The sequence below is a fragment of the Pseudonocardia sp. 2-7 genome (assembly GCF_056341085.1).
The window spans coordinates 1,107,865-1,131,552 of sequence record NZ_CP094507.1 but is presented as its reverse complement, the minus strand read 5'-3'; the positions used below and the strand labels follow the sequence as shown (position 1 = coordinate 1,131,552).

The window sequence follows — 23,688 nt, the reverse complement described above, 5'->3', positions numbered from 1 at the left end:
CGCCCGTCCCGGACGCCCCCAGGGGAACTCTCGTGGCTTTGAGCGCTACGAGGGTTCCCCTCGGGGCAGCCCCCCGGGGTCAGGCCACGATCGGCAGCCCGGCGAACCAGACCTCGCGCAGCGTGCGCTCGGTCCAGCGCCAGACCCGCCGTGCGGCGACCGGGTCGAGTGCGTGTGTGGCGACCCCGCCCGCCACGCCCGGCCCGGCCGGTCCCGCCTCCGCGAGCCCGGCGAAGTAGCGCCCGCTGATCCCCCCGACCAGCGGCGACGCCGCTGCCAGCACGACCGTGGCGGCCCCCTGCTCGGGGTCGGCCCCCGCCGGGCCGGGGTCGGCGGCGTTCACCGCGATCCCGTCGCCCGACCAGCGACGCGCGGCCTCGACCGCGTGCAGCAGCGCCGCGCTGCGGGACCGGGCGTGGGCGAGGTGGGCGTCGTAGCGCTCGTCGGAGAAGTGCGGGTCCTCCGGGTCGAACGCCGCGTCCCGGTGGGCCGCGGAGGTCACGGTGACCACCCGCGCCCCGTCGACCGCGGTGAGCGCCCAGTGCAGCCCCGAGGTGAGCGACGCCGGCCCGAGGTGGTTGACGGCCAGATGCAGCTCCCAGTCGTCGACGGTGCGGGTCAGCGGGGCACCGGTGACGGCCGCGGCGTGCACGAGCATGTGCAGCGGGCCGTCCCACAGGCGCACGAAGCGGGCGATGGAGCGCTGGTCGGACAGGTCGAGCTCGCCGACGGCGACGCGCTCGTTGCCGGTGTCGGCGACGATGCCGTCGCGGGCGACGGCACCGGCCTCGGCGTCGCGCACGGCGAGGGTGACCTCGGCCCCGGCGGCGGCCAGTGCGCGGGCGGCGGCGAGGCCGACCCCGGTGGTCGCACCGGTGACGACGGCGCGCCGGCCGGTGAGGTCGACGCCGGCGAGCACGTCGGAGGCGGTGGTCCCGGCCGGTGCGGCCGGCAGGACGGCACGGGAGGTGCCGGTGGTGGACAGCGGACGGGATCGGTCGGTCGTGGAGCGGAACAGCATGGCGTGATCCCTTCTGAGCACCGGGTACGCGGTCGGTGACGTCGTCGTTGCGTCGCCGTGTCCCCGGGGACAAGTAAGCGGAGGATCCTCCGTATGACTCGGGACTCTATCCGGAGCATCCTCCGGATCGCAAGACGTATCGTGGGATCGTCAGTCCCACCCGAGGAGGCACCGCCATGGGCACCAGCACACGTTCCGGCCTGCGTGCGGACGCCGCGCGCAACCGTGAGCTGCTGCTGGCCGCGGCCGTGCGCGCGTTCACCGCGGAGAGCCGTGGCGGCCCCGCCACGACCCTCGACGGCATCGCGAAGGACGCCGGAGTCGGCATCGGCACGCTCTACCGGCACTTCCCGAACCGGGACTCCCTGGTCGAGGCCGTGTACCGCAACGAGCTCGACCGGCTCTGCGCCGCCGCCGAACAGCTGCGCACCGAGCTGCCCGCGGACCGGGCACTGCGGGCCTGGATGGACCGCTTCGTCGACTACGTGATCACCAAGAAGCACCTCGCGGACTCGCTGCACGCGCTCGTGGCCTGCGGGCACAACCCGTTCGCGCAGAGCCGCGAGCGGATGGTCGAGGCGGTCCGCCTGCTCCAGAAGGCGGGCATCGCCGACGGCACCCTGCGGGCCGACGTCGACGCCGCGGACGTGCTCGTCGGCACCAGCGGGATCTGCATGGCCGTCGCCGACCCGCAGGGCCGCGAGCAGGCCGGACGCCTGCTGGACCTGCTCGTCGACGGCCTGCGCCCGCGCTGAGCCCCGGCCCGGCCACCCCGGGTGATCGTCCGGACACGTAGGATCTGCCGCGGACGAGGGCTCCGGCCCGGACGAGCACGGAGGCATGATGGGTGAGCTGTTGCGCGGCGGAACAGGCGTCGCACCCGCTCCCCCGGCCGACCTCGTCGCCGCCCCCGGCTACGGGGCGCGCCGGATGTACCAGGCCTACCTCGCCGCCTGGAGCCGTCACGTCGACCCGGTGCTGACCGGCCCGCAGTTCGCGGTGCTCTCGGCCATCCGTGCCTACCCGGAGTCCGACCAGAGCTCGCTGGCCGGCGCCGTCGCCCTGGACACCTCGACGATGGCCGACGTCTGCCGCCGGATGGAACGCCGCGGGCTGATCGAGCGCACCGAGTCCCCCCGCGACGCCCGGCGCAAGATCCTCTCCCTCACCGACGACGGCGCGGCCGCCCTCGTCGAGGTCACCCGCCGGACCCGGCGCCTGGACGCGGAGCTGCTCGCCGCGGTGCCCGAGGACCGGCGCTCGGAGATCGCCGGTCTGCTCAACACCCTCGGCGCCCACTGGGAGGCGGTCGCGGAGCGGACGTCGTTGCCCGACAACGACTGAGCCCCGGCCGCCCGGGTTACGTCCCGGTTTCCCTTCCGGGTCGTTCGCACGAAAACCTTGCGTATCCGGATAGTACGTGCTCGGATTACTTCTCGTGCGGGCCGCGTCACAGGCCCGACGGACGCGAGGAGGTAGTCGTGGCACCCAGCCAGTCCCTGGAGATCACGGTCACGGGCGGCGGTCTCGGCGGGCTGACCGCCGCACTGGCCCTGCGCCGTCAGGGCTTCCGGGCCACCGTGCTGGAGGCCGCGCCGCAGCTCGGCGAGGTCGGTGCCGGCATCCAGACCGCCCCCAACGCCAGCCGGATCCTGTTCGGCCTGGGGCTGCGCCGGTCGCTGGAGCGGATCCACACCGCCCCGCAGGACCAGGTGCGGCGCCGCTGGGCCGACGGCTCGATCATCGCCCAGCTCCCGCTCGGGCAGCAGGTCGTCGACACCTACGGCGCCCCGTACTGGCACTACCACCGCGCCGACCTGCACCGGATCCTGCTCGAGGCCTGCCTCGACCCGGACGGCCCCGGCCCCGCGGTCACCGTGCACACCGACGCGAAGGTCGTCGAGCTCGACCGCACCGACCCGGACCGCCCGGTCGCCGTCACCGCGCGCGGGCTGCGCGTCGCGGGCGACGTGCTGGTCGGCGCGGACGGCATCCGGTCCGGTGTCCGCGACCTCGCCGGGTTCGACGACACCCTCGTCTTCTCCGGCGAGATGGCCTACCGCGCCCTGATCCCCGGCGAGCTGATCGCCGCGGACCCGGCGACCCGGTTCCTGCTCGACCGCTACCACTCCACGATCTGGTACGGCCCCGGCAAGCACCTGGTGCACTACATGATCCGCCGCGGCGAGTACCTCAACGTCGTCGCGATCGTGCCCTGCACCGAGCAGGTCGAGCGCGACTGGAGCGCCCCGGCGACCGCCGAGGACCTCGTCGCCGACTTCGCCGACTGGGACGACCGCGTCCCGGCGATGCTGTCCAAGGCCAAGGACGACGTCTCGGTCTGGGCGCTGTACCGGCGCCGCCGCGACCCGGTCTGGCTCGACGGGCGGGTCGCCCTGCTCGGCGACGCCTGCCACGCGATGCTCCCCTACCAGGCCCAGGGCGCCTCCCAGGCGATGGAGGACGCCGCCGTGCTGGCCGAGGAGCTCGGCGCGGTCGGCCGCGGCGGGATCGACACCGCGCTCGCCCGCTACGTGCAGCGCCGCGCCAAGCACGCGGGCGTCGTGCAGGACGCCTCGCTGCAGAACATGGACTTCTACCACCTGCCCGACGGCCCCGAGCAGCGCGAACGCGACGAGAAGCTGCGCCGCTTCCAGGGCGAGTCCGACGTGTCCTACGACTGGCTGTGGCGGGGCTCCCCGCTGAACGACCCGGACGACGAGTCCGTCACCTACCCCTTCGCCCGATAGAGGAGCACCGACATGCGTACCGGAGACCAGGTCGTCCAGGACCTGCCCTGGCGCTGGGGCGTCCAGGGGAAGATTTTCCTCATCGGCGGCCTCGGCTACATGTTCGACGCCTGGGACGTCGCCCTCAACGGCTTCCTCACCCCGCTGCTCGGCGTCGAGTTCGACCTCTCGACCGGCCAGCGCGGCCTCGTCGCGACGGCCAACCTCATCGGCATGGCCGTCGGCGCCGTCGCGTTCGGCACGATCGCCGACCGGATGGGCCGCAAGCGGGTCTTCAGCATCACCCTGCTGATCTTCGCCCTGTTCTCGGTGCTCGGCGCCTTCTCCCCCAGCTGGGAGGTCTTCCTGGCGCTGCGCTTCCTGGCCGGCATCGGGCTCGGCGGCTGCATCCCGGTCGACTACGCGATCGTCAGCGAGTTCTCACCCCGGCGCTACCGGGGCAAGGTGCTCGCCGCGATGGACGGCTGGTGGCCGATCGGCACCACCCTCGCCGGGCTCTCGGCGACGCTGCTCGTGCCGGTCGAGGGCAGCTGGCGCTGGATGCTCGCGCTGATGGTGCTGCCCGCGCTGCTGCTGTTCTGGATCCGCCGCGGCGTCCCGGAGTCGCCGATCTACCTGGCCCGCACCGGCCGCGAGGCCGAGGCCCGTGACGTCATCGACGACATGGTCCGCCGCACCGGCGCCCCGGTGGAGCAGTACGCGATCACCGCCGCCGCACCGGAACCGACCACCTCGCGCCGCCGCGGTCTCGGCGCGCTGGGCGAGCAGCTGAAGATGGTGTGGGCGTTCAACCCGCGCATCACCGGCGTCGCCTGGTCGCTGTTCATCACCGTCATGGTCGTCTACTACGCCGCGCTGTCCTGGATGCCGTCGATCCTGCGCGCCCAGGGCATGGGCGAGGTCGCCGCGTTCGCCTCCACCACCGTCATGAACGCGGTCGGCATCCTCGGTGTCATCACCTCGGTGCTGCTGGTCGAGGTCGTCGGCCGCAAGTGGGTCATCGGCGTCGCCGGTCCGTGCGCCGCGCTGTCGCTGGTCGTGTTCTCACTGGTCATGGGCTCGCCGACGGCGGCGGTCGCGATGATCGCGGTGTTCGGGTTCTTCGCCCTGGTCGTCATCCCGGTGATGTACGCCTACGTCTCCGAGCTCTACCCGACCGAGCTGCGGGCCTCGGGCTTCGGCTGGGCGTCGTCGTCGAGCCGGGCGGTCACCGGGTTCGTCCCGCTGATCTTCGGCAGCCTGCTGTGGCCGGTCCTCGGCCTGCCGCTGACCTTCACCCTGATGGCGCTGCTCGTGTTCGCCGCCGTGACCTTCATGGCCCTCGGCGCCCCCGAGACCCGGGGCCGCGAGCTGGACCGCATCACCGGCGACGAGGAGACGCTCGACGCGCCGGCGGTGGAGCGGGTGGAGAAGGCGTGAAGCCCGCCGCGTTCACCTACCACCGGGCGTCGTCGGTGCGCGGGGCGGTCGACCTGCTGACCGAGCTGGCCGACGACGAGCCCAAGCTGCTCGCCGGCGGGCAGAGCCTGGTCGCGATGATGAACTACCGGATGGCCCGTCCCGGGCACCTGATCGACCTCACCCACGTGCCGGGCCTGGCCGGCATCCACCACGCCGACGGGGCGCTCCGGATCGGCGCGCTCACCACCCACCGGGCCGTCGAACGGGCCGACCTCGGACCGGACTTCGCGGTCCTGTCCGCCGCGATGCGCTGGGTCGGGCACCTGCCCATCCGCACCCGGGGCACCGTCGGCGGGTCGATCGCGCACGGCGACGCCACCGCCGAGTGGTGCCTGCTGGCCGTGCTGCTCGACGCCGTCGTCGTCGCCGAGGGGCCGGGCGGGCGCCGGGAGGTCCGGGCGCGGGAGTTCTTCCTCGGCCCGTTCACCACCGCCCTGGACCCCGACGAGGTGATGGTGGAGATCGTCTTCCCCCGTCCCGCGCCGCGGGCGGCGCTCACCGAGTACGCCGACCGCCGTGGCGACTTCGCCGTCGTCGCGGCGGGGGTGGACCTGGACACCGAGGAGGTCGTGCTCGGCGGGGTCGGCGCCGTCCCGGTGCTGGTGCCCGACGCCGGCACGCCGGACGAGGTCGCCGACGGTCTGGAGCTGCGCGACGAGGCCGGGATCCCCGCGGAGTACCGCCGCGGGCTGGTCCGCACCCTCGTCGCCCGGGCCCGGGAGGAGGCCGCCCGTGGCTGAGCCCGGATTCCGCCGCGACGGCAGCTGGGTCGGCGCGTCCGTCCCGCGCCGGGAGGACCCGCGGCTGCTCACCGGCCGCGGCCGCTTCGTCGACGACATCACCCTGCCCCGGATGCTGCACGCGGCGTTCGTGCGCAGCACCGAGGCGCACGCCCGGGTGGTCGACGTCGACCTGTCCGAGGTCCGGCGGGTGCCCGGCGTCGTCGCCGCGTTCGACGCCGCCGATCTCGCCCTGGGCGACATCACCGCGCTCCTCGACCGGCCGCTCGAGGAGTTCGTCCCCACCTCGATGCCGGTGCTGGCCGGCGACAAGGTCCGCTACGTCGGCGAGCCCCTGGCCGTCGTGATCGCCACCGACCCCTACGCCGCCGAGGACGGGGTGGAGGCCGCCGTCGTCGAGCTCGACCCGCTCGACCCGGTGGTGACCGAGACCGCCGCGCTGGCCGCGGCCGGTCCCCCGGTGCACGACGAGGCCCCCGGCAACGTACTCGTCGACGTGTCGCTGTTCGCCACCGAGGGCATCGACGGCATCTTCGACGAGGCGCACACGGTGGTCACCGTGGAGGCCCGCACCGGGCGGCAGAACGCGCTGCCGCTGGAGACCCGCGGCGTCGTCGCCGACTGGGACGACCGCGACGAGCAGCTGGTGGTGCGCACCTGCACCCAGGTCCCGCACCAGGTCCGCACGGTCCTGGCCCGCTGCGCCGGGCTCGACGAGAAGCAGGTCCGGGTCGTCGTGCCGGACATGGGCGGCGGGTTCGGGCAGAAGTGCGTCGTCGGCCGGGAGGAGATCGCCGCCGCGGCCGCCGCGCGGCGCCTCCGCCGTCCGGTGAAGTGGATCGAGGACCGGCGCGAGGCGCTGACCGCGAGCTTCCTGGCCCGCGAACAGCACTACACCGCCCGCGCCGCGTTCACCGCCGACGGGGAGATCCTCGCCCTGGAGTCCGACGTCGTCTGCGACATGGGCGCCTACTCCTGCTACCCGTTCACGGCCGGAATCGAGCCGCTGATGGCCTCGGCGGAGATGCCCGGCGTCTACCGGGTCCCCGCCTACCGGGTGCGCGGGCGCGCGGTCGCCACGAACAAGGCACCGACCGCGCCGTACCGCGGGGTGTCCCGGCCGCAGTACGTGATGGTGATGGAGCGGCTGATGGAGCGCGCCGCCCGCGAACTCGGGCTCGACGCGCTGGACGTCCGCCGGCGCAACCTGATCACCGAGTTCCCCTACCGCGGGGTCAACGCCATCACCTACGACCCGGGCTCCTACCGGGAGTCCCTCGACCTGTGCGAGCAGGTGCTCCGCGACGAGGGCTGGCCCGGGCGCACCCTGCCCGACGGCCGGGTGCTGGGCATCGGCTACTCCTGCTTCTCCGAGCGCACCGGCTACGGCTCCGGCGCGTTCGCGGCGCGGAGGATGCAGGTCGTCCCCGGGTTCGACCTGTCCCAGATCACGATGGACCTCGACGGCACGGTCACCGTCACCACCGGCACGCTGTCGCACGGCCAGAGCCACGAGACGACCTTCGCCCAGATCGTCGCCGACCGGCTCGGCCTGCCCTACGACAAGGTCAAGATCGTCCAGGGCGACACCGACCGGATCACCTACGGCTGGGGCTCGTTCGCGTCCCGCTCGGTGACGATCGGCGGGTCCGCGGCGGCCGCGGCGGCGGTGAAGCTGGGCGACCAGCTGCGTGCGCTGGCCGCCCACCTGGCCGACGCCGACGTGGACTCGGCCGAGCTCGACGGCCGCGGCGGGGTGCGCGCCGGGGACCGCACGTTCTCCTACGCCGAGCTGGCCGACGTCGCCTACCTGCGCGCGCACCTGCTGCCCAAGGAGGTCGGGCCGGGCCTGACCGCGACGGCGAGCTTCGACGTCGGCGGCGACGGCACGTTCTCCAACGCCACCCACGGCTGCGTCGTCGCGCTCGACCCGGGCACCGGCGGCGTGGAGATCCTGCGCTACGTCTGCGTCGAGGACTGCGGCGTCGCCATCCACCCGCGCGTCGTCGAGGGGCAGGCCCGCGGCGGCATCGCCCAGGGCATCGCCGGGGCGCTGTTCGAGCAGGTCGTCTACGACGAGCTCGGCCAGCCGCTCGCGCCGAGCTTCATGGAGTACAAGGTCCCGACCGCCGCCGAGATCCCGGACGTGCGGATCGAGCACCTCGAGACGCCGTGCGCGTTCACCGCCGACGGCGCGAAGGGTGCGGGTGAGGGCGGCACCATCGGCGCGCCCGCGGCCGTGCTCAACGCCGTCAACGACGCGCTGCGCCCCACCGGCGTCGAGCTGGACTCCACCCCACTGTCGCGCGCGGACCTGTTCGCCGCGCTGAACCGGGAGGCACCGTGACCGACATCCAGCTGGTCGAGCTGACCGTCAACGGGGAGCGTCACGAGCTGGCGATCCCACCGCGCCGCACGCTGGCCGACGTGCTCCGCCACGACCTGGGGCTGACCGGCACCCACGTCGGCTGCGAGCACGGCATCTGCGGGGCGTGCACCGTGCTCGTCGACGACGCGCCCGCCCGCGCCTGCCTGCTGTTCGCCGTGCAGGTGGAGAACGCCGCGATCCGCACGGTCGAGTCGCTGTCCGGGCCCGACGGCGGGCTGTCGGACCTGCAGCAGTGCTTCGGTGAGCACCACGGGCTGCAGTGCGGGTTCTGCACGCCCGGGTTCCTGATGCTGGCCGAGGGCTACCTCGCCGAGGAGCCCGACGCGAGCCGCGAGGAGATCCGCGAGGTCGTGGCGTCGAACCTGTGCCGGTGCACCGGCTACCAGACCATCGTCGACGCCGTGGAGGACTGCGCGGGCCGCCGCCGCGCCGCGCTGCAGTCCGCACTGGACTCCGCCCCGCAGCACGCGACACAGTCCGCACCGCAGTCCGCACCGCAGTCCGCACCGCAGTCCGCACCGCAGTCCGCACTGGACGGAGCATCCGCATGAGCCCGCACCCCACCGGTCTGCACGGGGCCGGTACCGACGCGACCTACGCGACCGCCGGGTTCGGCGCCGCCGCCCGGCGCGGGACCCGGCCCGCGGTCGTCGTCGTGGACCTGACGGTCGGGTTCACCGACCCCGCGCTGCCCACCGGCAGCGAGCTGTCCGAGGTCGTCGCGGCGACCTCGACGCTGGTCGAGGCGGCCCGCACGCTCGGCGCGCCGGTGGTGTGGACGACGATCGCCTACACCCCCGCCGAGCTCGACACCCTGCCCTGGCTGGTGAAGGCACCCGGGATGCGCTCGCTGGTCGAGGGCTCGGCCGCCGTCGGCTTCGACCCCCGGCTCGACGTCCGCGGCACCGACCACACGCTCACCAAGAAGGGCGCGTCGGCGTTCTTCGACACCGGGCTCGCGACCCTGCTGCGGTCGTCCGGTGTGGACACCGTGCTCGTGTGCGGGGCCACCACCTCGGGCTGCGTCCGCGCGAGCGCCGTCGACGCCGTCCAGTCCGGGTTCGGTGTGCTGGTGCCGCGGGACTGCGTCGGCGACCGCGCGGCCGGGCCGCACGAGGCGAACCTGTTCGACATCCACGCGAAGTACGGCGACGTGCTCGGTCTCGACGACGCGCTCGCCTACCTGAAGGGACTCCTGTGACCGTCACGTCCACCCTGGTCCGGCAGGTCCGCCAGGACGCGCTCGCCGACCTCGCCGACGTCCCCGCCGTGTCCCGCTGGGTCCGCCGCGGCGACCTGGCGCTGCACGCCCTCGACTACGGCGGCGACGGCGCCCCCGTCCTGGTCCTGCCCGGCATCACCAGCCCGGCGGTGACGATGGACTTCGTCGCCCGCGAGCTCGTCGACCTGTGCCGCCCGGTGGTGCTCGACGTCCGCGGCCGCGGGCTGTCCGGCAGCGGCACCTCGTGGACCCTCGACGACTACGCCGGCGACGTCCTGGCGGTGCTCGACGCGCTGGAGCTCGGCCCCGACACCATCCTGTTCGGGCACTCGATGGGCGCCCGGATCGCCGCCGTCGCCGCGACGCGCCGGCCCGTCGGCGGCGCCGTGCTCGTCGATCCGCCGCTGTCCGGCCCCGGCCGCGCGCCGTACCCGACGACGCTGGAGGCGTTCCTGGGCCAGCTGCACGAGGCGCAGCGCGGCACCGACGCCGACGGGGTCGCCCGGTCCTGGCCGCGCTGGCCACGCCGCGAGCAGGAGCTGCGCGCGCGCTGGCTGTCCTCCTGCGACGAGGCCGCGATCGCCGCGACGCACGCCGGGTTCGAGTCCGAGGACTTCTTCGACGCGTGGCCGCACGTCCCGGCGCCGGTGACCCTGCTGTACGGCGCGGACTCCCCCGTCGTGCCCGCGTCCGGGGTCGCCGAGATCGCCGCCGCCCGGCCCGACGCCCGGCTCGTCGCCGTCCCGGACGCCGGGCACATGGTGTTCTGGGACAACCCGGCCGAGGCGCTGGGGCTGCTGCGCGGGGCGCTGGGCGGCCCGGACCGGGGCTGACCCGCTCCGGGGCCGGCCGGACCCGTCCGACGCCCCGGGCCGGAGCGGCGGGGCGGATCGGACGGGCCTACCGTCGCGGTGTGCAACCGTGTCCGCGCCCGACCGCCTCCCTGCTGCGGGCGGCCACCGTGCTGGTGGCCGCCCTGCTCCTCGCCGGCTGCTCCGCCGACCGCCCCGCCGCCTCGTCGGCGCAGGACACCGAGCGCTGGCCGGGACAGACCGCCTCGGAGCGGGTCGGCGCCCCGGGGCTGGAGGCGCTGCGGACCAAGTTCCGCTTCTACGCCCAGGACCCCTGCTGGTCGAGCGACCCGGCGACGGTCTTCCCGCGCTGCGGCCGGTTCACCACCGAGATCCGCAACGCCCTGCCCCAGGTCCGCCAGGACGCACCGGCCGCGGCCGCGCAGGCCGACCTCGTCGGGAAGGCGCTCGACGACTTCGCCGCGAAGGGCTGCCAGGCCGACCCGGGCACCCTCGCCGAGGGCGACGCCGCCGTCTGCGGCCCGGCCTTCCGCGCGGTCCAGGAGACCGCCCAGGGCATGGCGACGGCCGCCGGCGCCGGGACCTGAGGACCCTGCCCCCGTCCATGATCACCGGTTGTGGAGCCAGGAGTGTGCTCGACGACCTCCGCGCTCCACAACCGGTGATCATGAACGGGGTGGAACCGCGCCGACCGGCGGCCCGCACCGCGCCGACGGATGCGCCTGCCGACGGAGCTCGCTGCCGACGGAGCGTGCCCGACGGAGCGCAGCCGGCCCGTCGGAGCGCAGTTCGCCCGTCGGAGCGCGCCGTCACCCCGCGGCGGCCCCGGCGAGGAACGCGTCGAGCTCCGCCCGGGTCGGCGCGGTGGCCGGCCCGTACCGGGTGACCGCGAGCGCCGCGGCCGCGCCGGCCCGCGCGACCGCCTCGGACCATGCCGTGCCGCGCAGCAGCTCCGCGGCCAGGACCCCGCAGTGGGCGTCCCCGGCCCCGTTGGTGTCGACGGCGTCGACCACCGGCGCCGGGACGGCCTCCACCGCCCCGTCGCGGACGACCACGCAGCCGGCGGCACCGTCGCGGACGACCACGGCCGCGTCGTCGCGCAACCGCCGGGCCAGGGCCCCGGCGGCACGCGCCGCGGTCGGCTCCCCGGTGAGCAGCCGCGCCTCCCGCGCGTTGGTGCTCAGCACCCCGGTGGCGGCGAGCATCCGCTCCCACAGCGCGTCCGGCACGTCCGTGACCAGGGGCCCCGGATCGAGCAGGACCGTCGCCGACGACTCCTCGGCCGCGGCGACCAGCGACGCGGCCTTGTCCGGGACGAGCAGGCTGTAGCCGGAGACGTAGAGCACGTCGTCGGCGGTGGTCGACGGGAGCCCGGCGGGCGGCGCGGTCTCGACCCCGCTGCCGGTGACGAAGGTCCGTTCCCCGGACGGGTCGACCAGGGTCACGCAGACGCCGGTGTCGCCGCCGGGATCGGGCGGCGCGGTCGCCGTGACGCCCTCCGCGGCCAGCGCGGCCCGCACGAGGTCACCGTGCGGACCGGTGCCGTGCCCGCCGGCGTAGAGGACCTCGGCCCCGGCCCGGGCGGCCGCGGCGACGACGTTGAACCCGCCGCCGGGCAGCATCGTCGTGCCGGTGGCGAGCACGTCCCCGCCGGGCGGGGGCAGCGCAGGCACCCGCATGACCAGGTCGACCAGGACCTGTCCGGAGTGGACGAGCCTGCCGGTCACCGCTGCTCCCGGGCCCCGCCCAGCGCGGCGTACACCCCGGCGGCGACGACGAAGGTGATCACCCAGGCCAGCCCGTTCTCGCCGAACCAGGTGCCGGCCAGCGGCCCGGTGAACCACGGCTCGGCCGACGGCCCGACGGTGGCGAACAGGTAGCCGACGACGATCGCCAGCGCCCAGGCCGCCGTCGCCCGCGGCTCGATCCCGCCGCGGTACCAGTAGCCGCTGCCGCGCGAGGTGTCCATCAGGGCCACCGGGTCGTAGTGGCGGCGACGCAGCATGTCGACGGCGAACACCCCGACCCAGGCGGTGATCGGGACGGCGAGGGCGCTGATGAAGGCGATGAACGGCGGGTAGAACCCGTCGGCGATCAGCATGAAGTAGATCGCGCCGGCGAAGGTCACCAGCACGTCGACGACGACGGCGTACACCCGCGGCAGCCGCACGCCCAGGGTCAGGGTGGTCAGCCCGGCCGAGTAGACCGACAGGTGGTTGGACAGCAGCAGCCCGCCGAACGCGGCGACCAGGTACGGGATCGCCATCCACGCGGGGAGCAGGTCGCGGATCGCGGCGACCGGGTCGTCCGCGGTGGCCAGGGTCGGGTCCCCGGCGGCGAGCAGGCTGCCCAGCGAGATCAGCAGGACCAGCGGGATGCCCGCGCCGGCCGCGGCCGAGGCGACCAGCGACCCGGCGCGCACCGACGGGGACTGGTAGCGGGACATGTCGGCCGAGGCGTTGGCCCAGCCGATGCCGGTCCCGGCGGCGATCACCCCGACCGCGGCGACGACCGCACCCGACGGCGCGGGGGCGGCCGCGGCGACCGCGGCCCAGTCGACGGTGGCGACCAGGAACCCGCCGACGACGATGTTCAGCGCACCGAACACCCAGGTCGCCCAGCGCTGCACCGCGACGAGCACGGCGTGCCCCAGCCCGGCGACGAGCACCGTGCACAGCACGAACACCGCGATGCAGGCGATCGTGATCACCGGGTGGTCCTTCGCCGACGGGCTGGTGCCCGCGACGATCGTGACCAGCGACAGCAACGCGAACGCGGCCGTGGTGGTGTTCACCGTCTCCCAGCCCAGCCGCGACAGCAGCGACACCAGGGTCGGTCCGATGTTGCCGCGGGCGCCAAACACCGCGCGCGACAGGGTCAGGCCGGGCGCCCCGCCGCGCCGACCGGCGATCGACACCGCGCCGACGATCGCGAACGACCCGACGCTGCCGAGCACCGCGGCGAGCACGGCCTGGGTGATGTTCAGCCCGGACGCGACCAGGGTCGCGCCGAGCGGGAGGCCGAGGATGGAGATGTTCGCGGCGAACCAGACCCAGAAGAGCTGGCCGGGCCGGCCGTGGCGCTCGGCGACGGGGACCGGTTCGATGCCCCGGGTCTCGAGGGCGCCGCCCTCGGCGGTGGTACCGGTGTCGGTGGTGCTGGTGGCCATGGCGGCCTCCGTTCAGGAGGTGGACCGGAGGTGGAGCAGTCCCTCGACCACGTCGTCGAGGGGGTCGAGCAGGGGTGCGTTGACCCGGCGGACGGTGCCCACGAGGTCGGCGGGCAGTGCGGCGGCGCCGTGCACCGCCCCGAGGACCGCGCCGCAGATGGCGGCGACGGTGTCGGTGTCACCACCCAGCGAGGCGGCGGTGACCAGCGCGGCCCGCGGGTCGTCGCCGAGGGCGGCGGCGAGCCCGAGGGCGGCGACGACGGACTCGGTCGCGGTGACCGAGGTGCCGACGACGGCGACGAGGGTGTCGGCGAGCGCGGCCCGGCCGAGCCCGGGCAGGACCCGGAACGCGACGTCGAGGCGGGCGGCGACGTCGGCACCGGCCGCCCAGCCGCCGCGTCGCGCACCGGCCCGGGCGGCGTCGAGCGCGGCGTCCAGCGCGGCAGGGAGCCCCGCGCCGGACACCCCGGCCGACACCGCGGCGGCCACCGCGGCGGCGGCCGCGATCCCGGGTGCGGTGTGGTGGGTGACGACCGCCGACTCGACGACGGCGTCGAGGAGCCGCGGGCCGGCGTACGCGATGCCGACGGGCGCGACACGCATCGCGGCGCCGTTGGTGACGCCGTCGCGGCCGGCGATCTCGGGGGGCTCGCCGTCCGCGAGCCGGGTCAGGGCCCGGCGGGTGGAGGGGCCGAGCAGGTCCAGCGACCCGCGCCGGATCATGTCCTGCTCCCACTTCTCCAGGGAGGAGGCGAACACCCGGGGCGGGACCCGGCCGTCGTGGTCGAGCAGGATCCGGGCGAGCAGCAGCGCCTGCTCGGTGTCGTCGGTGACGGTGCCGGCGGGGAGCTTCGGGGCGATCGGCTGGTCGTCGGCGCCGTCGAGGAGCCGGTCGACGACGCCGTAGCGCTCGGCGATCGCCGACCGGGACAGCGACTGGGTGGGCATGCCGAGCGCGTCGCCGACGGCCAGGCCGAGCAGCGCGCCGAGCGCGCGGTCGCGGGCCGGGTTCACCGCCCGCCGCCGAACTCGAGGTGGAACCGGAAGCGCTGCGGGTCCAGGAGGCTGACCACGTGCTCGACGAGCCCGCCGGTCGCGTCCCGGGTGACCCGCACGGCCTGCAGGAACGGCTCGCCGGGGGCGCGTTCGAGGGTGGCGGCGTCCGCGGCGCCGAGCGGGGCCACCGAGATCCACTGCTCCCCCCCGACGCCGGTCAGCCCGGTGGCGGCGAGGGTGGCGGTGATCGAGCCGTCGACCAGCCCGGTCGCGGGCAGCTGCGCCAGCGCGCCGGCGGCGGGCAGCGACGCCGTCTCCAGCGACACCGGGACGGTCCCGGCGCGGCGCAGCCGGCGCACGGTGACCAGTGGCCCCTCGTACCCGGTGGGCCCGGGGTCGCCGCCGGGCGAGATGCCGAGCAGCTCGGTGCTCACGGCCGCGCCGGACGCGGCGAGCGCCTGCGCCCAGCCGAGCCGCTGGTCCAGCGGGGACCCGTCGAAGGTCACGAACGACCCGACGCCGGTCTCGGTGGTGATCAGGTCGCGGCGGGCCAGCTCGGCCAGTGCGCTGCGGACGGTGCCGCGGGAGACGGCGTAGGTGCGGGCGAGCTGGTTCTCCCCCGGGAGCTGCTCGCCGTGCGGCAACCGGCCGGAGCGGATCCGCCCGGCGAGGTCCTCGACGAGGCGCGCCCTCTTGGAACGCCCACCCTGTTCAGACATGTACAAACATGTACAGCACCGAATCAGGCGCGTCCACCCCCTGCGCCGGACGGCCGGCATCCCGTGATCCTTCTCCGTGGAGCCGCGAGCGCCCGCCGGGGACGCCCGCACTCCTCAGGGAAGGATCATGGCCCGCGGACACGACGAGGACCCGCGTGCCGGCGCGGCACGCGGGTCCCGGTCGTACGGCCTCAGCCGGCGAGCAGCGCCCCCGCCCCGGGCACCCGCGGCTCCAGGCCGAGCCCGGTGAGGATGCGGTGCGTGGTCGCGGTGGCGGCGGACAGCACCGGGATGCCGGCCGCGTCCTGCACCGCCTCGATCGACGGCAGCGACGGCATCTGCACGCACGCGCTGAGCACCAGCGCGTCGGCGCCGGTCAGGTCCAGCCTGCGCCAGTGCTCGCGCAGGTCGGCCGGGTCGAGCCGGGCGACGGCGAGGTTGTCGGGCACCTGCAGCGACAGCGAGTCGACGACCTCGACCCCCGCGTCCTCGAGGTAGTCCACGACCGCCTTCGTCAGAGGCTCCATGTACGGGGTGATGATCGCGACCCGCTTCGCCCCGAGCGCGGCGATCCCCGACAGCAGCGCCCCGGCACTGGAGACGACGGGGGCGTCGGAGCCCTCGACCCGCAGTGCGGCGGTGATGTCGTCCTCGGCGGTGCAGTGGTAGCCCGGTCCCTGCGCCATGATCGCGACCAGGCAGGCCGTCGCGACGACGTCCGGCCGGGCGTCGGCCAGCTCGGCCGCGGCCCGCTGGGCCTGGGCGTTCATCGCGCGCAGCTGCTCGGGGGTCACGTGCTGCATCCGGGCCCGCGCCGCGTGGAAGACGAACCGGTCGTCGGGCAGCACGTCCTCCCGGGCGCGCAGCATCCGCGGGAGCTCGGTCTCCATCGTCAGGTTCGAGCTCGGCACGATCATGCCGATGTGGTGGTCGCGGGGGCTCACCGCCGGTTCACCGGCTTCATCTCGGACACGGTCAGCTCGCCGGCGTCGACGATCAGCTCGTCGTCGAGGAACAGCGAGTTGCCGCGCATCGGGATGTCGAAGTGGCAGGCGGTGTCGTTCGGGCCGCCGAGCTCGTTGTTCGGGCCGATGGAGAACATGACGTTGCCGTAGAAGCTGCGCAGCTCCATGCCCATGCCGCCGCCGAACTGGGTCAGGCCGTGCCAGTGGGCGCGCTCGTCGAGGCCCCAGCCGACGTGGCTCATGCCGTAGCCGCGCGGGTCGTCGAAGGACTCGATGTAGGAGCGGAGCAGGTCCGCGTCGAGACCGGAGGAGCCGGCGCCGCCGCGGATGTCGCGGATGAAGCCCTGCTCGATGGTGATCTCGACCGGGGTCTGCACGTAGGTGTTGAACGGCAGCAGCACGTCCCCGGGGGCGAGGACGATCTTCCCGTCGACGCCGTCGTCGGAGCCGCCGGTGAACACGAACGCCGCGGGCCAGTGGTCCCAGCGACCGGGGGTGTCGGTGTAGCCGTACTCGCTCAGCGTCGGGTACATGCCGAGCTGGTAGGTCACGTCGGTGCCGTGCGGGCTGGTGATCCGCATGGTCGAGGCCTTGGCCAGCAGCTCCGCGCCGGTCTCGACGCGCTCGCGCAGCTCGGTGGTCGGCATCAGCCGGGCCAGCAGCTCGGGCGGCTCCACCGCGGTGAGGATGCGGGTGCCCGCGTCCTGGATGGCGAACTGCTCGGCGCTGAACAGCAGGAACGTGCAGTCCACGACCATGTCCGCGGCCTTGAGGGCGTCCACGGCCAGGGGGATGTTCCCCAGGCCGGAGTCGCCGACCGCCCAGGCGCCGCCCGCGCTCGCCGGCGACGGCAGCCGCATGTGGTAGCCGGTCGCGCCCAGCATCTGGATCGCCCAGAGGAACGCGTCGGCGTACTCGGTCCGTTCCGCGCCCCGGGTGAGCACGACGACCGTCTCCCCCTCGTGCACGCCCGACAGCGTCAGCTGCTGCAGGCAGATGTCGTTGAACAGGTTCTGGTCCATCGCGCCCCTCCGTGTCTCGTTCTATTAATCCGAGCACGTACTATCCGGATACGCAAGACCTTCGGACGAGCGGAAACGGCACCGTCACACGGGGCGGATCAGCCGGGGGCGCCGTCGCAGACGGACTTCAGCGACCGCCCGAGGGCGTTGCGGTGGACCTCGTCGAGCCCCTGCGCCTGCTCGACCGCGGCCTGGGCCAGGGTCGACGGGCACTCCTCGTTCGCCCGTGCCGGTCCGGCCAGCTTCAGGGCGGCCACGAGCTCGTCGCCGATCCGGTCGAGCTGCGGCCGCACCCGGGCCAGCTCGGGCCGCTGCGCCGGACGCGTGTCGGGCCGGTCGGTCCACTGCCGGATCAGGTCGTTCTGCACCTGGGTGCTCGCCGCGATCTGGTCGGCGACGATCCGGGCCGTCCAGTCGGGGTCGACGCCGTCGCGGGTCGCGTCCGCCCGCGCCTGCGCGACGACGGCCGCCTCCCGCGCCGGGTCGGTGACGGCCGCCCCGGTCCCGAACTTCGCCGCGGCGACCTGGTCGGAGACCTGGGCGCGCTGCGCGGACAGCTGCACGACCCGGATGAGCCCGTCGGCCGGGGACGCGCCGGGCGGCCCCTCGGTCAGCGGGAGGGGCTGGTCGCCGCACCCGGCCAGCAGTCCCAGGACCAGGAGCGACCCGGCCAGTGCGGTACCGCGTGTGCCGATCACAGCGGCGAGCCTACGACCGCAGCGGTCGCGCCCCACCGCCGCCTGCGGCGATGCTGGCGGGCGTGGACACCGCGGTCATCCTGGAAGTGGCGCTGAACGGCACGACGACGCGGGAGCGCAACCCGCGCGTGCCCCGCACCCCGGCGGAGGTGGCCGACCAGGCCGTCGACGTGCTCGACGCGGGCGCGGCGATCGTGCACCACCACAACGACGAGCCGATGTTCACCGTCGACGGGGTGCACGCCGTCGAGCCGTACCTGGCGGCCTGGGACCCGGTCCTGGCCGCGCACCCCGACGCACTGCTCTACCCGACGATGGCGGCCGGGGCCCGCGACATCCCGGTGACCCGGCGGTGGGCGCACGTCGAGGAGCTGGGCCGGCGCGGACACATGACACTGGTCGACCCCGGCTCGGTCAACGTCGGCCTGCTCGACGACGGCACCTGCCCGGACGCGGCGGCGCCGGAGCCGTACCAGAACTCCTTCGCCGACACCGAGTACATGTTCGCCCGCACCGCCGAGCTGGGCGCCGCCCCGAGCATCTCGATCTTCGAGCCGGGGTTCCTGCGCACCACGCTGACCCTGCACCGGCACGGGAGGGTCCCGCCGGGGGCGATCGTGAAGCTGTACTTCGCCGACCGGCTGCAGTTCGGGCTGCCGCCGACGCCCGCCGCGCTGGAGGCCTACCTGGAACTGCTGGAGCCCTCGGGCCTGCCGTGGTCGGTGGCCGTGCTGGGCGGTGACGTCGTCGCCTCCGGGCTGGCCGAGCTGGCGGTGCGCCGCGGCGGGCACCTGCGGGTCGGCCTGGAGGACTTCGACGACGGCCGGGGCACGGCGCCGTCGAACCGGGAGCTGCTCGACGGTGCCCTGCGCGTGCTGGACCGGGTGGGCGCGACACCGGCCTCCCCCGCGGCCGCCCGCGACATTCTCGGAATCCGGCCGCGCGGGTGATCCTTTCGCCGTGACACACCGCGGGGGTGCGTTTCCGGTCGACCCGGACACGCACCCCCGCGGAGAATTCGACGACGCCGGCCGTCACCCGGTCCGCGGATGTCCGCGGCCGGGTCCGGCCGGCCCGGTCAGAACCAGGCTTTCCGCCCGCCCACCGGCCGTCCGATCGCTCCCAGGATCAGCAGGACCACACCGACGATGACCAGCAGACCACCGAGGTAGTAGAGAATGGAGATGCTGGTGAAATACCCCACCAGCAGCAGGATCAGACCGAGAATGATCATTTCGTGTCCCCTCCCAGGAATGTGAGGAGAAAGTACTCACGTCCGGGGGACTCCGCAGCGCGGGAATCGATTCCGATGTTCGAGTCGTGACCTGCCGTGCGCCGGACGGTGCGCGGGGACCGTCACACGCCGGAACGGTTCGGTCCGCCACCGGAGGGGAACACGGCTCTCGCACCCGAGCGCGAGGAGGACCACATGGGCCGCACCGTGGCCGACCAGATGATCGAGCTGCTGCACCAGGCCGGCGTCGAACGGATCTACGGCCTGGTCGGTGACAGCCTCAACCCGATCGCGGACGCGATCCGCCGCGACGGCCGCATCCGGTGGGTGCACGTGCACAACGAGGAGGCCGCCGCGCTCGCGGCCGCCGCGGAGGCCCAGCTCACCGGGCGGCTCGCGGTCTGTGCCGGCAGTTGCGGCCCCGGCAACACGCACCTGATCCAGGGCCTGATGGACGCCCACCGCACCGGTGCGCCGGTGCTGGCGATCGCCTCGCACATCCCCTCGCTCCAGATCGGCACCGGCTACTTCCAGGAGACCCACCCGGAGCGGCTGTTCACCGAGTGCTCGGCGTACTGCGAGCTGATCTCGCGGCCCGAGCAGATGCCCCGGATGCAGCGGATCGCGATGCAGACCGCGCTCGCCGAGTCCGACGTGGCGGTGCTGGTCCTCCCCGGCGACGTCAGCGCGCTCGACGCCCCGAACGACACCGGCACCTCGCACCTGTCCCCGCCCACCGGCGTCGTGGCGCCGTCCGAGGACCAGGTGGCCGAGCTGGCCCGGCTCGTCGACGCCGCGGACACCGTGACGCTGTTCGTCGGCGCCGGGATCGAGCACGCCCGCGAGCAGGTGCTCGCCCTCGCCGAGAAGGTGAAGGCGCCGATCGGCCACTCGCTGCGCGGCAAGGAGTGGATCCAGTACGACAACGCCCACGACGTCGGCATGTCCGGGCTGCTCGGCTACGGCGCCTGCTACGAGGCGACGCACGAGGCCGACCTGCTCGTCCTGATCGGCACCGACTTCCCCTACGACTCGTTCCTGCCGCAGGCGCGGACCGTGCAGATCGACACCGACCCCGCGCGCCTGGGGCGTCGCACGCTGCTGGAGCTGGGTGTGCACGGCGACGCCGCGTCCACCCTGGACGCGCTGCTGCCGCGGATCGCGGAGAAGACCGACCGCTCCTTCCTGGACCGGATGCTGCGCAGGCACGCCGAGGCGCTGGAGAAGGTGGTCGGCGCCTACACCCGCAAGGTCTCCGACCTGCGCCCGATCCACCCCGAGCACGTCGCGGCGGTCCTCGACGAGGAGATGGCCGACGACGCCGTCGCCACCGTCGACACCGGCATGTGCAACGTGTGGGCGGCCCGCTACCTGTCCCCCAACGGCCGGCGCCGGATCATCGGCTCCTACCGGCACGGGACGATGGCGAACGCCCTGCCGCACGCGATCGGCGCCCAGTTCGCGTACCCGGACCGGCAGGTGGTGTCGCTGTCCGGCGACGGCGGGCTGACGATGCTGCTCGGCGAGCTGCTGACCGCGGCCGAGCACGACCTGCCGCTCACCGTCGTCGCGTTCAACAACGGGTCGCTGGGCATGATCCGGCTGGAGATGATGGTGGCGGGCTACCCGTCGTTCCAGACCGACCACGGCCCGGCCGACCTGGCCGGGATCGCCCGCGCCGCCGGGCTGTACGCCGAGGCCGTCGACGACCCGTCCGACGTGCGCGCCGCGCTGCGCCGGGCGCTGGACCACCGCGGTCCGGCGCTGGTCGACGTGCGCACCGACCCGAACGCGCTGTCCATCCCGCCGCACATCACCGCCGCGCAGGTCCGCGGGTTCGCACTCGCCGCGACCCGCACGGTGCTCGACGGCGGCGTCGGGAAGATGGTCGAGCTGGCGCGCAGCAACCTGCGGTCGATCCCCCGGCCCTGAGCGGGGCGGGTCAGCCGGCGCGTGCGGCGAGCCCGGGGGCCGAGACCGCGTGGTCGAGCGCGATCGCGGCGGCACCCCGGAGCACGCCGTCCTCGCCGTGCGCGTCGTCGTGCACCGGCGGCGCGACGGCGCGGCGGAAGGCCATCAGACCGGCGTCGTAGGCGACGGCGAACGCCTCGGGCGCCGCGGCCCGCAGCGCGGGCCCGAGCCCGGCCAGCACGACGACCTCCGGGTCGTGCGCGTTGACCAGCCCGGCGACGCCGCGGGCCAGTGCCGCCGACGCGCCCGTGACCGCGGCCGACGGCCCGGGCTCACCCGCCGCGGCACGGTCGAGCACCGCGCGGGCGTAGCTGTAGGGGGCGTCCGGCTCCGGCTCGCCCAGCATCCGGGCGAGCGCCCGGCCGTCGACCCCGGTGGTCCAGCAGCCGCGGGCACCGCAGGCGCACCGGGCGGCCGGATCGCCGAAGGGCAGGTGCCCCAGTTCCCCCGCCGCGCCGCGGGCGCCGGTCTGGGCCCGCCCCCCGAGCAGCAGCGCACCGCCGATGCCCACCTCGACGGTGAGGAACAGCGCGGTGCCCGCGCCGGCCGCGGCCCCGTCCCGGACCTCGGCGACCCCGGCCAGGTTCGCGTCGTTGCCGACCAGTACGGGCAGGCCCAGCCCGGCGCCGATCCGGCGCACGTCGAGCGGGCTCCAGCCCTGCCCGCCGCCCGTCTCGGCCAGGTACTCGTCGACGACGGTCGCCGCGACCCCGATCCCGACCGCCACGACCGGTCCGGGCGCGTCCGCGACCAGCTCACCGACCACCCCGGCCAGCTCCGCGGCGACGGCGTCGGGGTAGCGACGGCGGTGCCGCCCCGAGCGCACCGCGACCGGGGCCCCGTCGAGCCCGGCGAACCCGGCCCGCCAGCCCTCGAACCGCACGTCGACGGCGACGACGCCCGGCCCGTCCGGGTTGGGCGTCAGGGTCGTGGTCGGTCGCCCGCGCCCGCCGCAGGGGGCGCGCTCCTCGGTGACCCAGCCGAGGTCGCGCAGCCGGGCCGCGATCTCGGTGGCCGAGCCGCTGGCCAGGCGCAGCCGCCGGGCGAGCTCGACGCGGGTGAGGCCGGGTTCGCGGCGGACCTCGTCCAGGACCTCGGCGGTGGCGCGCCAGCGGTCGGTCTCGGCGCGCCCGGGCGCCTCCGTGCCGGAACGTGAACCGGCCGACATCGACGTCATCCGGTTTGACACCTCCGGCCTCCCGAGATTTATCCTCGTGTCACGATGAAAAAGGCTCTCACCTCGTCCCAGTCTTCCACCACCGGGCCCGCGCTCGCCGCGATGGCCCTCGGCGGTCTGGCCATCGGCACCACCGAGTTCGCCTCGATGGGCCTGCTGCCTGCCTTCGCCGCCGACCTCGGCGCCACCGTGCCGCAGGCCGGCACGGCCATCAGCGCCTACGCGCTCGGCGTCGTCGTCGGCGCGCCGGTGCTCGCCGTGCTCGGCGCGCGGTGGCCCCGCAAGCACCTCGTCCTGGCCCTGGCGGGCGCGCTGGCGGTGACCAACGTGGCGTCGGCGTTCGCCCCGACGTTCGGCACCTTCGTCGCCACCCGGTTCCTGGCCGGGCTGCCGCACGGCGCCTACTTCGGCACGGCCTCGGTCCTCGCCGCCTCCCTGGTCCCCCGCGAGCGGCGGCCACGCGCGATCGCGACGGTGATGAGCGGGCTGATGATCGCCAACATCGTCGGCGTCCCGGGCGCGACCTGGCTCGGGCAGAACGCGGGCTGGCCCGCGGCCTACCTGACCGTCGGCGCCGTCGCGGCGCTCACGATGCTGGCCGTCTGGCGACTGGTCCCCGACGTCCGCGACGAGCGCCGCGGCTCGGTGCTGGGTGAGCTGTCGGCGCTGCGCCGCGGCCAGGTCTGGATCACGATGGCGGTCATCGCGACCGGGTTCGGCGGCTCGTTCGCCGTGTACAGCTACATCACCCCGGTGCTCACCGAGGTGTCCGGGCTCGCCACCGCGGCCGTGCCGCTCGCACTGGCCGTGTTCGGGCTCGGGATGACGCTGGGCAACCAGGTCGGCGGCCGGCTCGCCGAGGCTGCGCCGGTCCGCACGATCGCCTCGGGGCTCGCCGCCGCCGCGGTGTCGATGGCCCTGTTCGCACTCACCGCGTCCTCGCCGGTGTTCGCGCTGGTCACGCTGTTCGCACTGGCGTTCACCACCACCGCGACCACCCCGGCGCTGGCGACCCGGCTGATGGACGCCGGTCGCGAGGGTCCGACCCTGGGCGCGGCACTGCACCACGCCGCGTTCAACGTGTCCAACGCCCTCGGGGCCGCGCTGGGCGCCCTGGTCCTGGCCGCCGGATGGGGCTGGACCGCGCCCGCCGCGGTCGCCACCGTGCTGCCGCTGCTGGGGCTGGCCGCGTTGGGTGTGGCGGTCCGGATGGAGCGCTCCGAGCGGCGTGAGGAGCTCGCCCTGGCCGCCTGAGGACCGCCTGGTAGGTCACACAAGCGAGAGGTGTCGATCAGATCACCTCCGGGAAGCCTGCCCTCGAGTTGATCGTTGCGTAAGACAA

Annotated in this window: 23 protein-coding genes; 13 read left to right on the top strand and 10 right to left on the bottom strand. The window is 74.8% G+C overall.

What is annotated here, in order from left to right; all coding sequences use genetic code 11:
- Positions 1-79: 79 nt before the first annotated feature.
- Positions 80-1,021: an SDR family NAD(P)-dependent oxidoreductase gene (locus MTO91_RS05780; RefSeq protein ID WP_178374202.1), complete on the bottom strand. Its 942-nt coding sequence runs from the start codon at positions 1,019-1,021 to the stop codon at positions 80-82.
- Positions 1,022-1,197: 176 nt separating this feature from the next.
- Between MTO91_RS05780 and MTO91_RS05775 the strand changes: the two genes are divergently transcribed.
- The 10 genes from MTO91_RS05775 (at position 1,198) to MTO91_RS05730 (ending at position 10,982) form a co-directional block, all read left to right on the top strand.
- Positions 1,198-1,776 carry a TetR/AcrR family transcriptional regulator gene (locus MTO91_RS05775; RefSeq protein WP_073576207.1) on the top strand — a complete coding sequence of 193 codons (579 nt, stop codon included), beginning with the start codon at positions 1,198-1,200 and terminating at the stop codon, positions 1,774-1,776.
- Positions 1,777-1,864: 88 nt separating this feature from the next.
- Complete coding sequence (locus MTO91_RS05770; RefSeq protein WP_405421576.1) at positions 1,865-2,365, top strand: MarR family winged helix-turn-helix transcriptional regulator; 501 nt, start codon at positions 1,865-1,867, stop codon at positions 2,363-2,365.
- A 137-nt stretch (positions 2,366-2,502) separates the two neighbouring features.
- Positions 2,503-3,771 carry an FAD-dependent monooxygenase gene (locus tag MTO91_RS05765; RefSeq protein ID WP_405418991.1) on the top strand — a complete coding sequence of 423 codons (1,269 nt, stop codon included), beginning with the start codon at positions 2,503-2,505 and terminating at the stop codon, positions 3,769-3,771.
- Between the two features lie 12 nt (positions 3,772-3,783).
- Positions 3,784-5,190, top strand: coding sequence for an MFS transporter (locus MTO91_RS05760; RefSeq protein WP_476653975.1), 1,407 nt, complete (start codon positions 3,784-3,786; stop codon positions 5,188-5,190).
- A complete protein-coding gene (locus tag MTO91_RS05755; RefSeq protein ID WP_405418995.1) occupies positions 5,187-5,972 on the top strand; it encodes an FAD binding domain-containing protein in 786 nt (261 codons plus the stop codon). Before MTO91_RS05760 ends, MTO91_RS05755 begins: the two co-directional genes overlap by 4 nt.
- On the top strand, positions 5,965-8,319 hold the full coding sequence (locus MTO91_RS05750) for a xanthine dehydrogenase family protein molybdopterin-binding subunit (protein WP_476653974.1): 2,355 nt from the start codon (positions 5,965-5,967) through the stop codon (positions 8,317-8,319). The genes MTO91_RS05755 and MTO91_RS05750 overlap by 8 nt, the downstream gene beginning before the upstream one ends.
- Positions 8,316-8,912 carry a (2Fe-2S)-binding protein gene (locus MTO91_RS05745; RefSeq protein ID WP_476653973.1) on the top strand — a complete coding sequence of 199 codons (597 nt, stop codon included), beginning with the start codon at positions 8,316-8,318 and terminating at the stop codon, positions 8,910-8,912. The genes MTO91_RS05750 and MTO91_RS05745 overlap by 4 nt, the downstream gene beginning before the upstream one ends.
- Positions 8,909-9,562, top strand: a complete 654-nt coding sequence (locus MTO91_RS05740; RefSeq protein WP_346106905.1) for an isochorismatase family protein — start codon at positions 8,909-8,911, stop codon at positions 9,560-9,562. Before MTO91_RS05745 ends, MTO91_RS05740 begins: the two co-directional genes overlap by 4 nt.
- Positions 9,559-10,416 carry an alpha/beta fold hydrolase gene (locus MTO91_RS05735; protein WP_405418998.1) on the top strand — a complete coding sequence of 286 codons (858 nt, stop codon included), beginning with the start codon at positions 9,559-9,561 and terminating at the stop codon, positions 10,414-10,416. The genes MTO91_RS05740 and MTO91_RS05735 overlap by 4 nt, the downstream gene beginning before the upstream one ends.
- An 80-nt stretch (positions 10,417-10,496) precedes the next feature.
- Complete coding sequence (locus MTO91_RS05730) at positions 10,497-10,982, top strand: hypothetical protein (RefSeq protein WP_476653972.1); 486 nt, start codon at positions 10,497-10,499, stop codon at positions 10,980-10,982.
- Positions 10,983-11,204: 222 nt separating this feature from the next.
- Here MTO91_RS05730 and MTO91_RS05725 read toward each other — a convergent pair whose 3' ends face one another.
- The 7 genes from MTO91_RS05725 to aroQ all read right to left on the bottom strand — a co-directional run bounded on the left by MTO91_RS05725 (position 11,205) and on the right by aroQ (position 17,964).
- The gene (locus tag MTO91_RS05725; protein ID WP_405419001.1) at positions 11,205-12,122 is read right to left on the bottom strand and encodes a PfkB family carbohydrate kinase; all 918 of its coding nucleotides are present in this window, start codon (positions 12,120-12,122) and stop codon (positions 11,205-11,207) included.
- Entirely contained in the window at positions 12,119-13,564 is a 1,446-nt protein-coding gene (locus tag MTO91_RS05720) for a purine-cytosine permease family protein (RefSeq protein WP_179760924.1), read from the bottom strand. The genes MTO91_RS05725 and MTO91_RS05720 overlap by 4 nt, the downstream gene beginning before the upstream one ends.
- A 12-nt stretch (positions 13,565-13,576) precedes the next feature.
- Positions 13,577-14,578 carry an ADP-ribosylglycohydrolase family protein gene (locus tag MTO91_RS05715; RefSeq protein ID WP_476653971.1) on the bottom strand — a complete coding sequence of 334 codons (1,002 nt, stop codon included), beginning with the start codon at positions 14,576-14,578 and terminating at the stop codon, positions 13,577-13,579.
- Positions 14,575-15,279 carry a GntR family transcriptional regulator gene (locus tag MTO91_RS05710; RefSeq protein ID WP_476653970.1) on the bottom strand — a complete coding sequence of 235 codons (705 nt, stop codon included), beginning with the start codon at positions 15,277-15,279 and terminating at the stop codon, positions 14,575-14,577. The genes MTO91_RS05715 and MTO91_RS05710 overlap by 4 nt, the downstream gene beginning before the upstream one ends.
- A gap of 191 nt (positions 15,280-15,470) precedes the next feature.
- On the bottom strand, positions 15,471-16,196 hold the full coding sequence (locus MTO91_RS05705) for a maleate cis-trans isomerase family protein (protein WP_476654812.1): 726 nt from the start codon (positions 16,194-16,196) through the stop codon (positions 15,471-15,473).
- 23 nt (positions 16,197-16,219) lie between these two features.
- Positions 16,220-17,266 carry a 2,5-dihydroxypyridine 5,6-dioxygenase NicX family protein gene (locus tag MTO91_RS05700; protein ID WP_476653969.1) on the bottom strand — a complete coding sequence of 349 codons (1,047 nt, stop codon included), beginning with the start codon at positions 17,264-17,266 and terminating at the stop codon, positions 16,220-16,222.
- A 98-nt stretch (positions 17,267-17,364) separates the two neighbouring features.
- The gene (gene aroQ / locus MTO91_RS05695) at positions 17,365-17,964 is read right to left on the bottom strand and encodes a gamma subclass chorismate mutase AroQ (protein ID WP_062400688.1); all 600 of its coding nucleotides are present in this window, start codon (positions 17,962-17,964) and stop codon (positions 17,365-17,367) included.
- A gap of 62 nt (positions 17,965-18,026) precedes the next feature.
- Between aroQ and MTO91_RS05690 the strand changes: the two genes are divergently transcribed.
- Positions 18,027-18,914: a beta-keto acid cleavage family enzyme gene (locus MTO91_RS05690; RefSeq protein ID WP_251785560.1), complete on the top strand. Its 888-nt coding sequence runs from the start codon at positions 18,027-18,029 to the stop codon at positions 18,912-18,914.
- 128 nt (positions 18,915-19,042) lie between these two features.
- On the opposite strand, the gene MTO91_RS05685 is transcribed toward MTO91_RS05690, so the two are convergent.
- Complete coding sequence (locus MTO91_RS05685) at positions 19,043-19,198, bottom strand: hypothetical protein (RefSeq protein WP_178374212.1); 156 nt, start codon at positions 19,196-19,198, stop codon at positions 19,043-19,045.
- A 195-nt stretch (positions 19,199-19,393) separates the two neighbouring features.
- On the opposite strand from MTO91_RS05685, the gene MTO91_RS05680 reads away from it, so the two are divergent.
- On the top strand, positions 19,394-21,130 hold the full coding sequence (locus MTO91_RS05680; RefSeq protein WP_476653968.1) for a pyruvate dehydrogenase: 1,737 nt from the start codon (positions 19,394-19,396) through the stop codon (positions 21,128-21,130).
- Positions 21,131-21,140: 10 nt separating this feature from the next.
- Here MTO91_RS05680 and MTO91_RS05675 read toward each other — a convergent pair whose 3' ends face one another.
- The gene (locus MTO91_RS05675) at positions 21,141-22,346 is read right to left on the bottom strand and encodes an ROK family transcriptional regulator (protein WP_476653967.1); all 1,206 of its coding nucleotides are present in this window, start codon (positions 22,344-22,346) and stop codon (positions 21,141-21,143) included.
- 45 nt (positions 22,347-22,391) lie between these two features.
- On the opposite strand from MTO91_RS05675, the gene MTO91_RS05670 reads away from it, so the two are divergent.
- On the top strand, positions 22,392-23,600 hold the full coding sequence (locus tag MTO91_RS05670) for an MFS transporter (RefSeq protein WP_224403408.1): 1,209 nt from the start codon (positions 22,392-22,394) through the stop codon (positions 23,598-23,600).
- Positions 23,601-23,688: the final 88 nt, after the last annotated feature.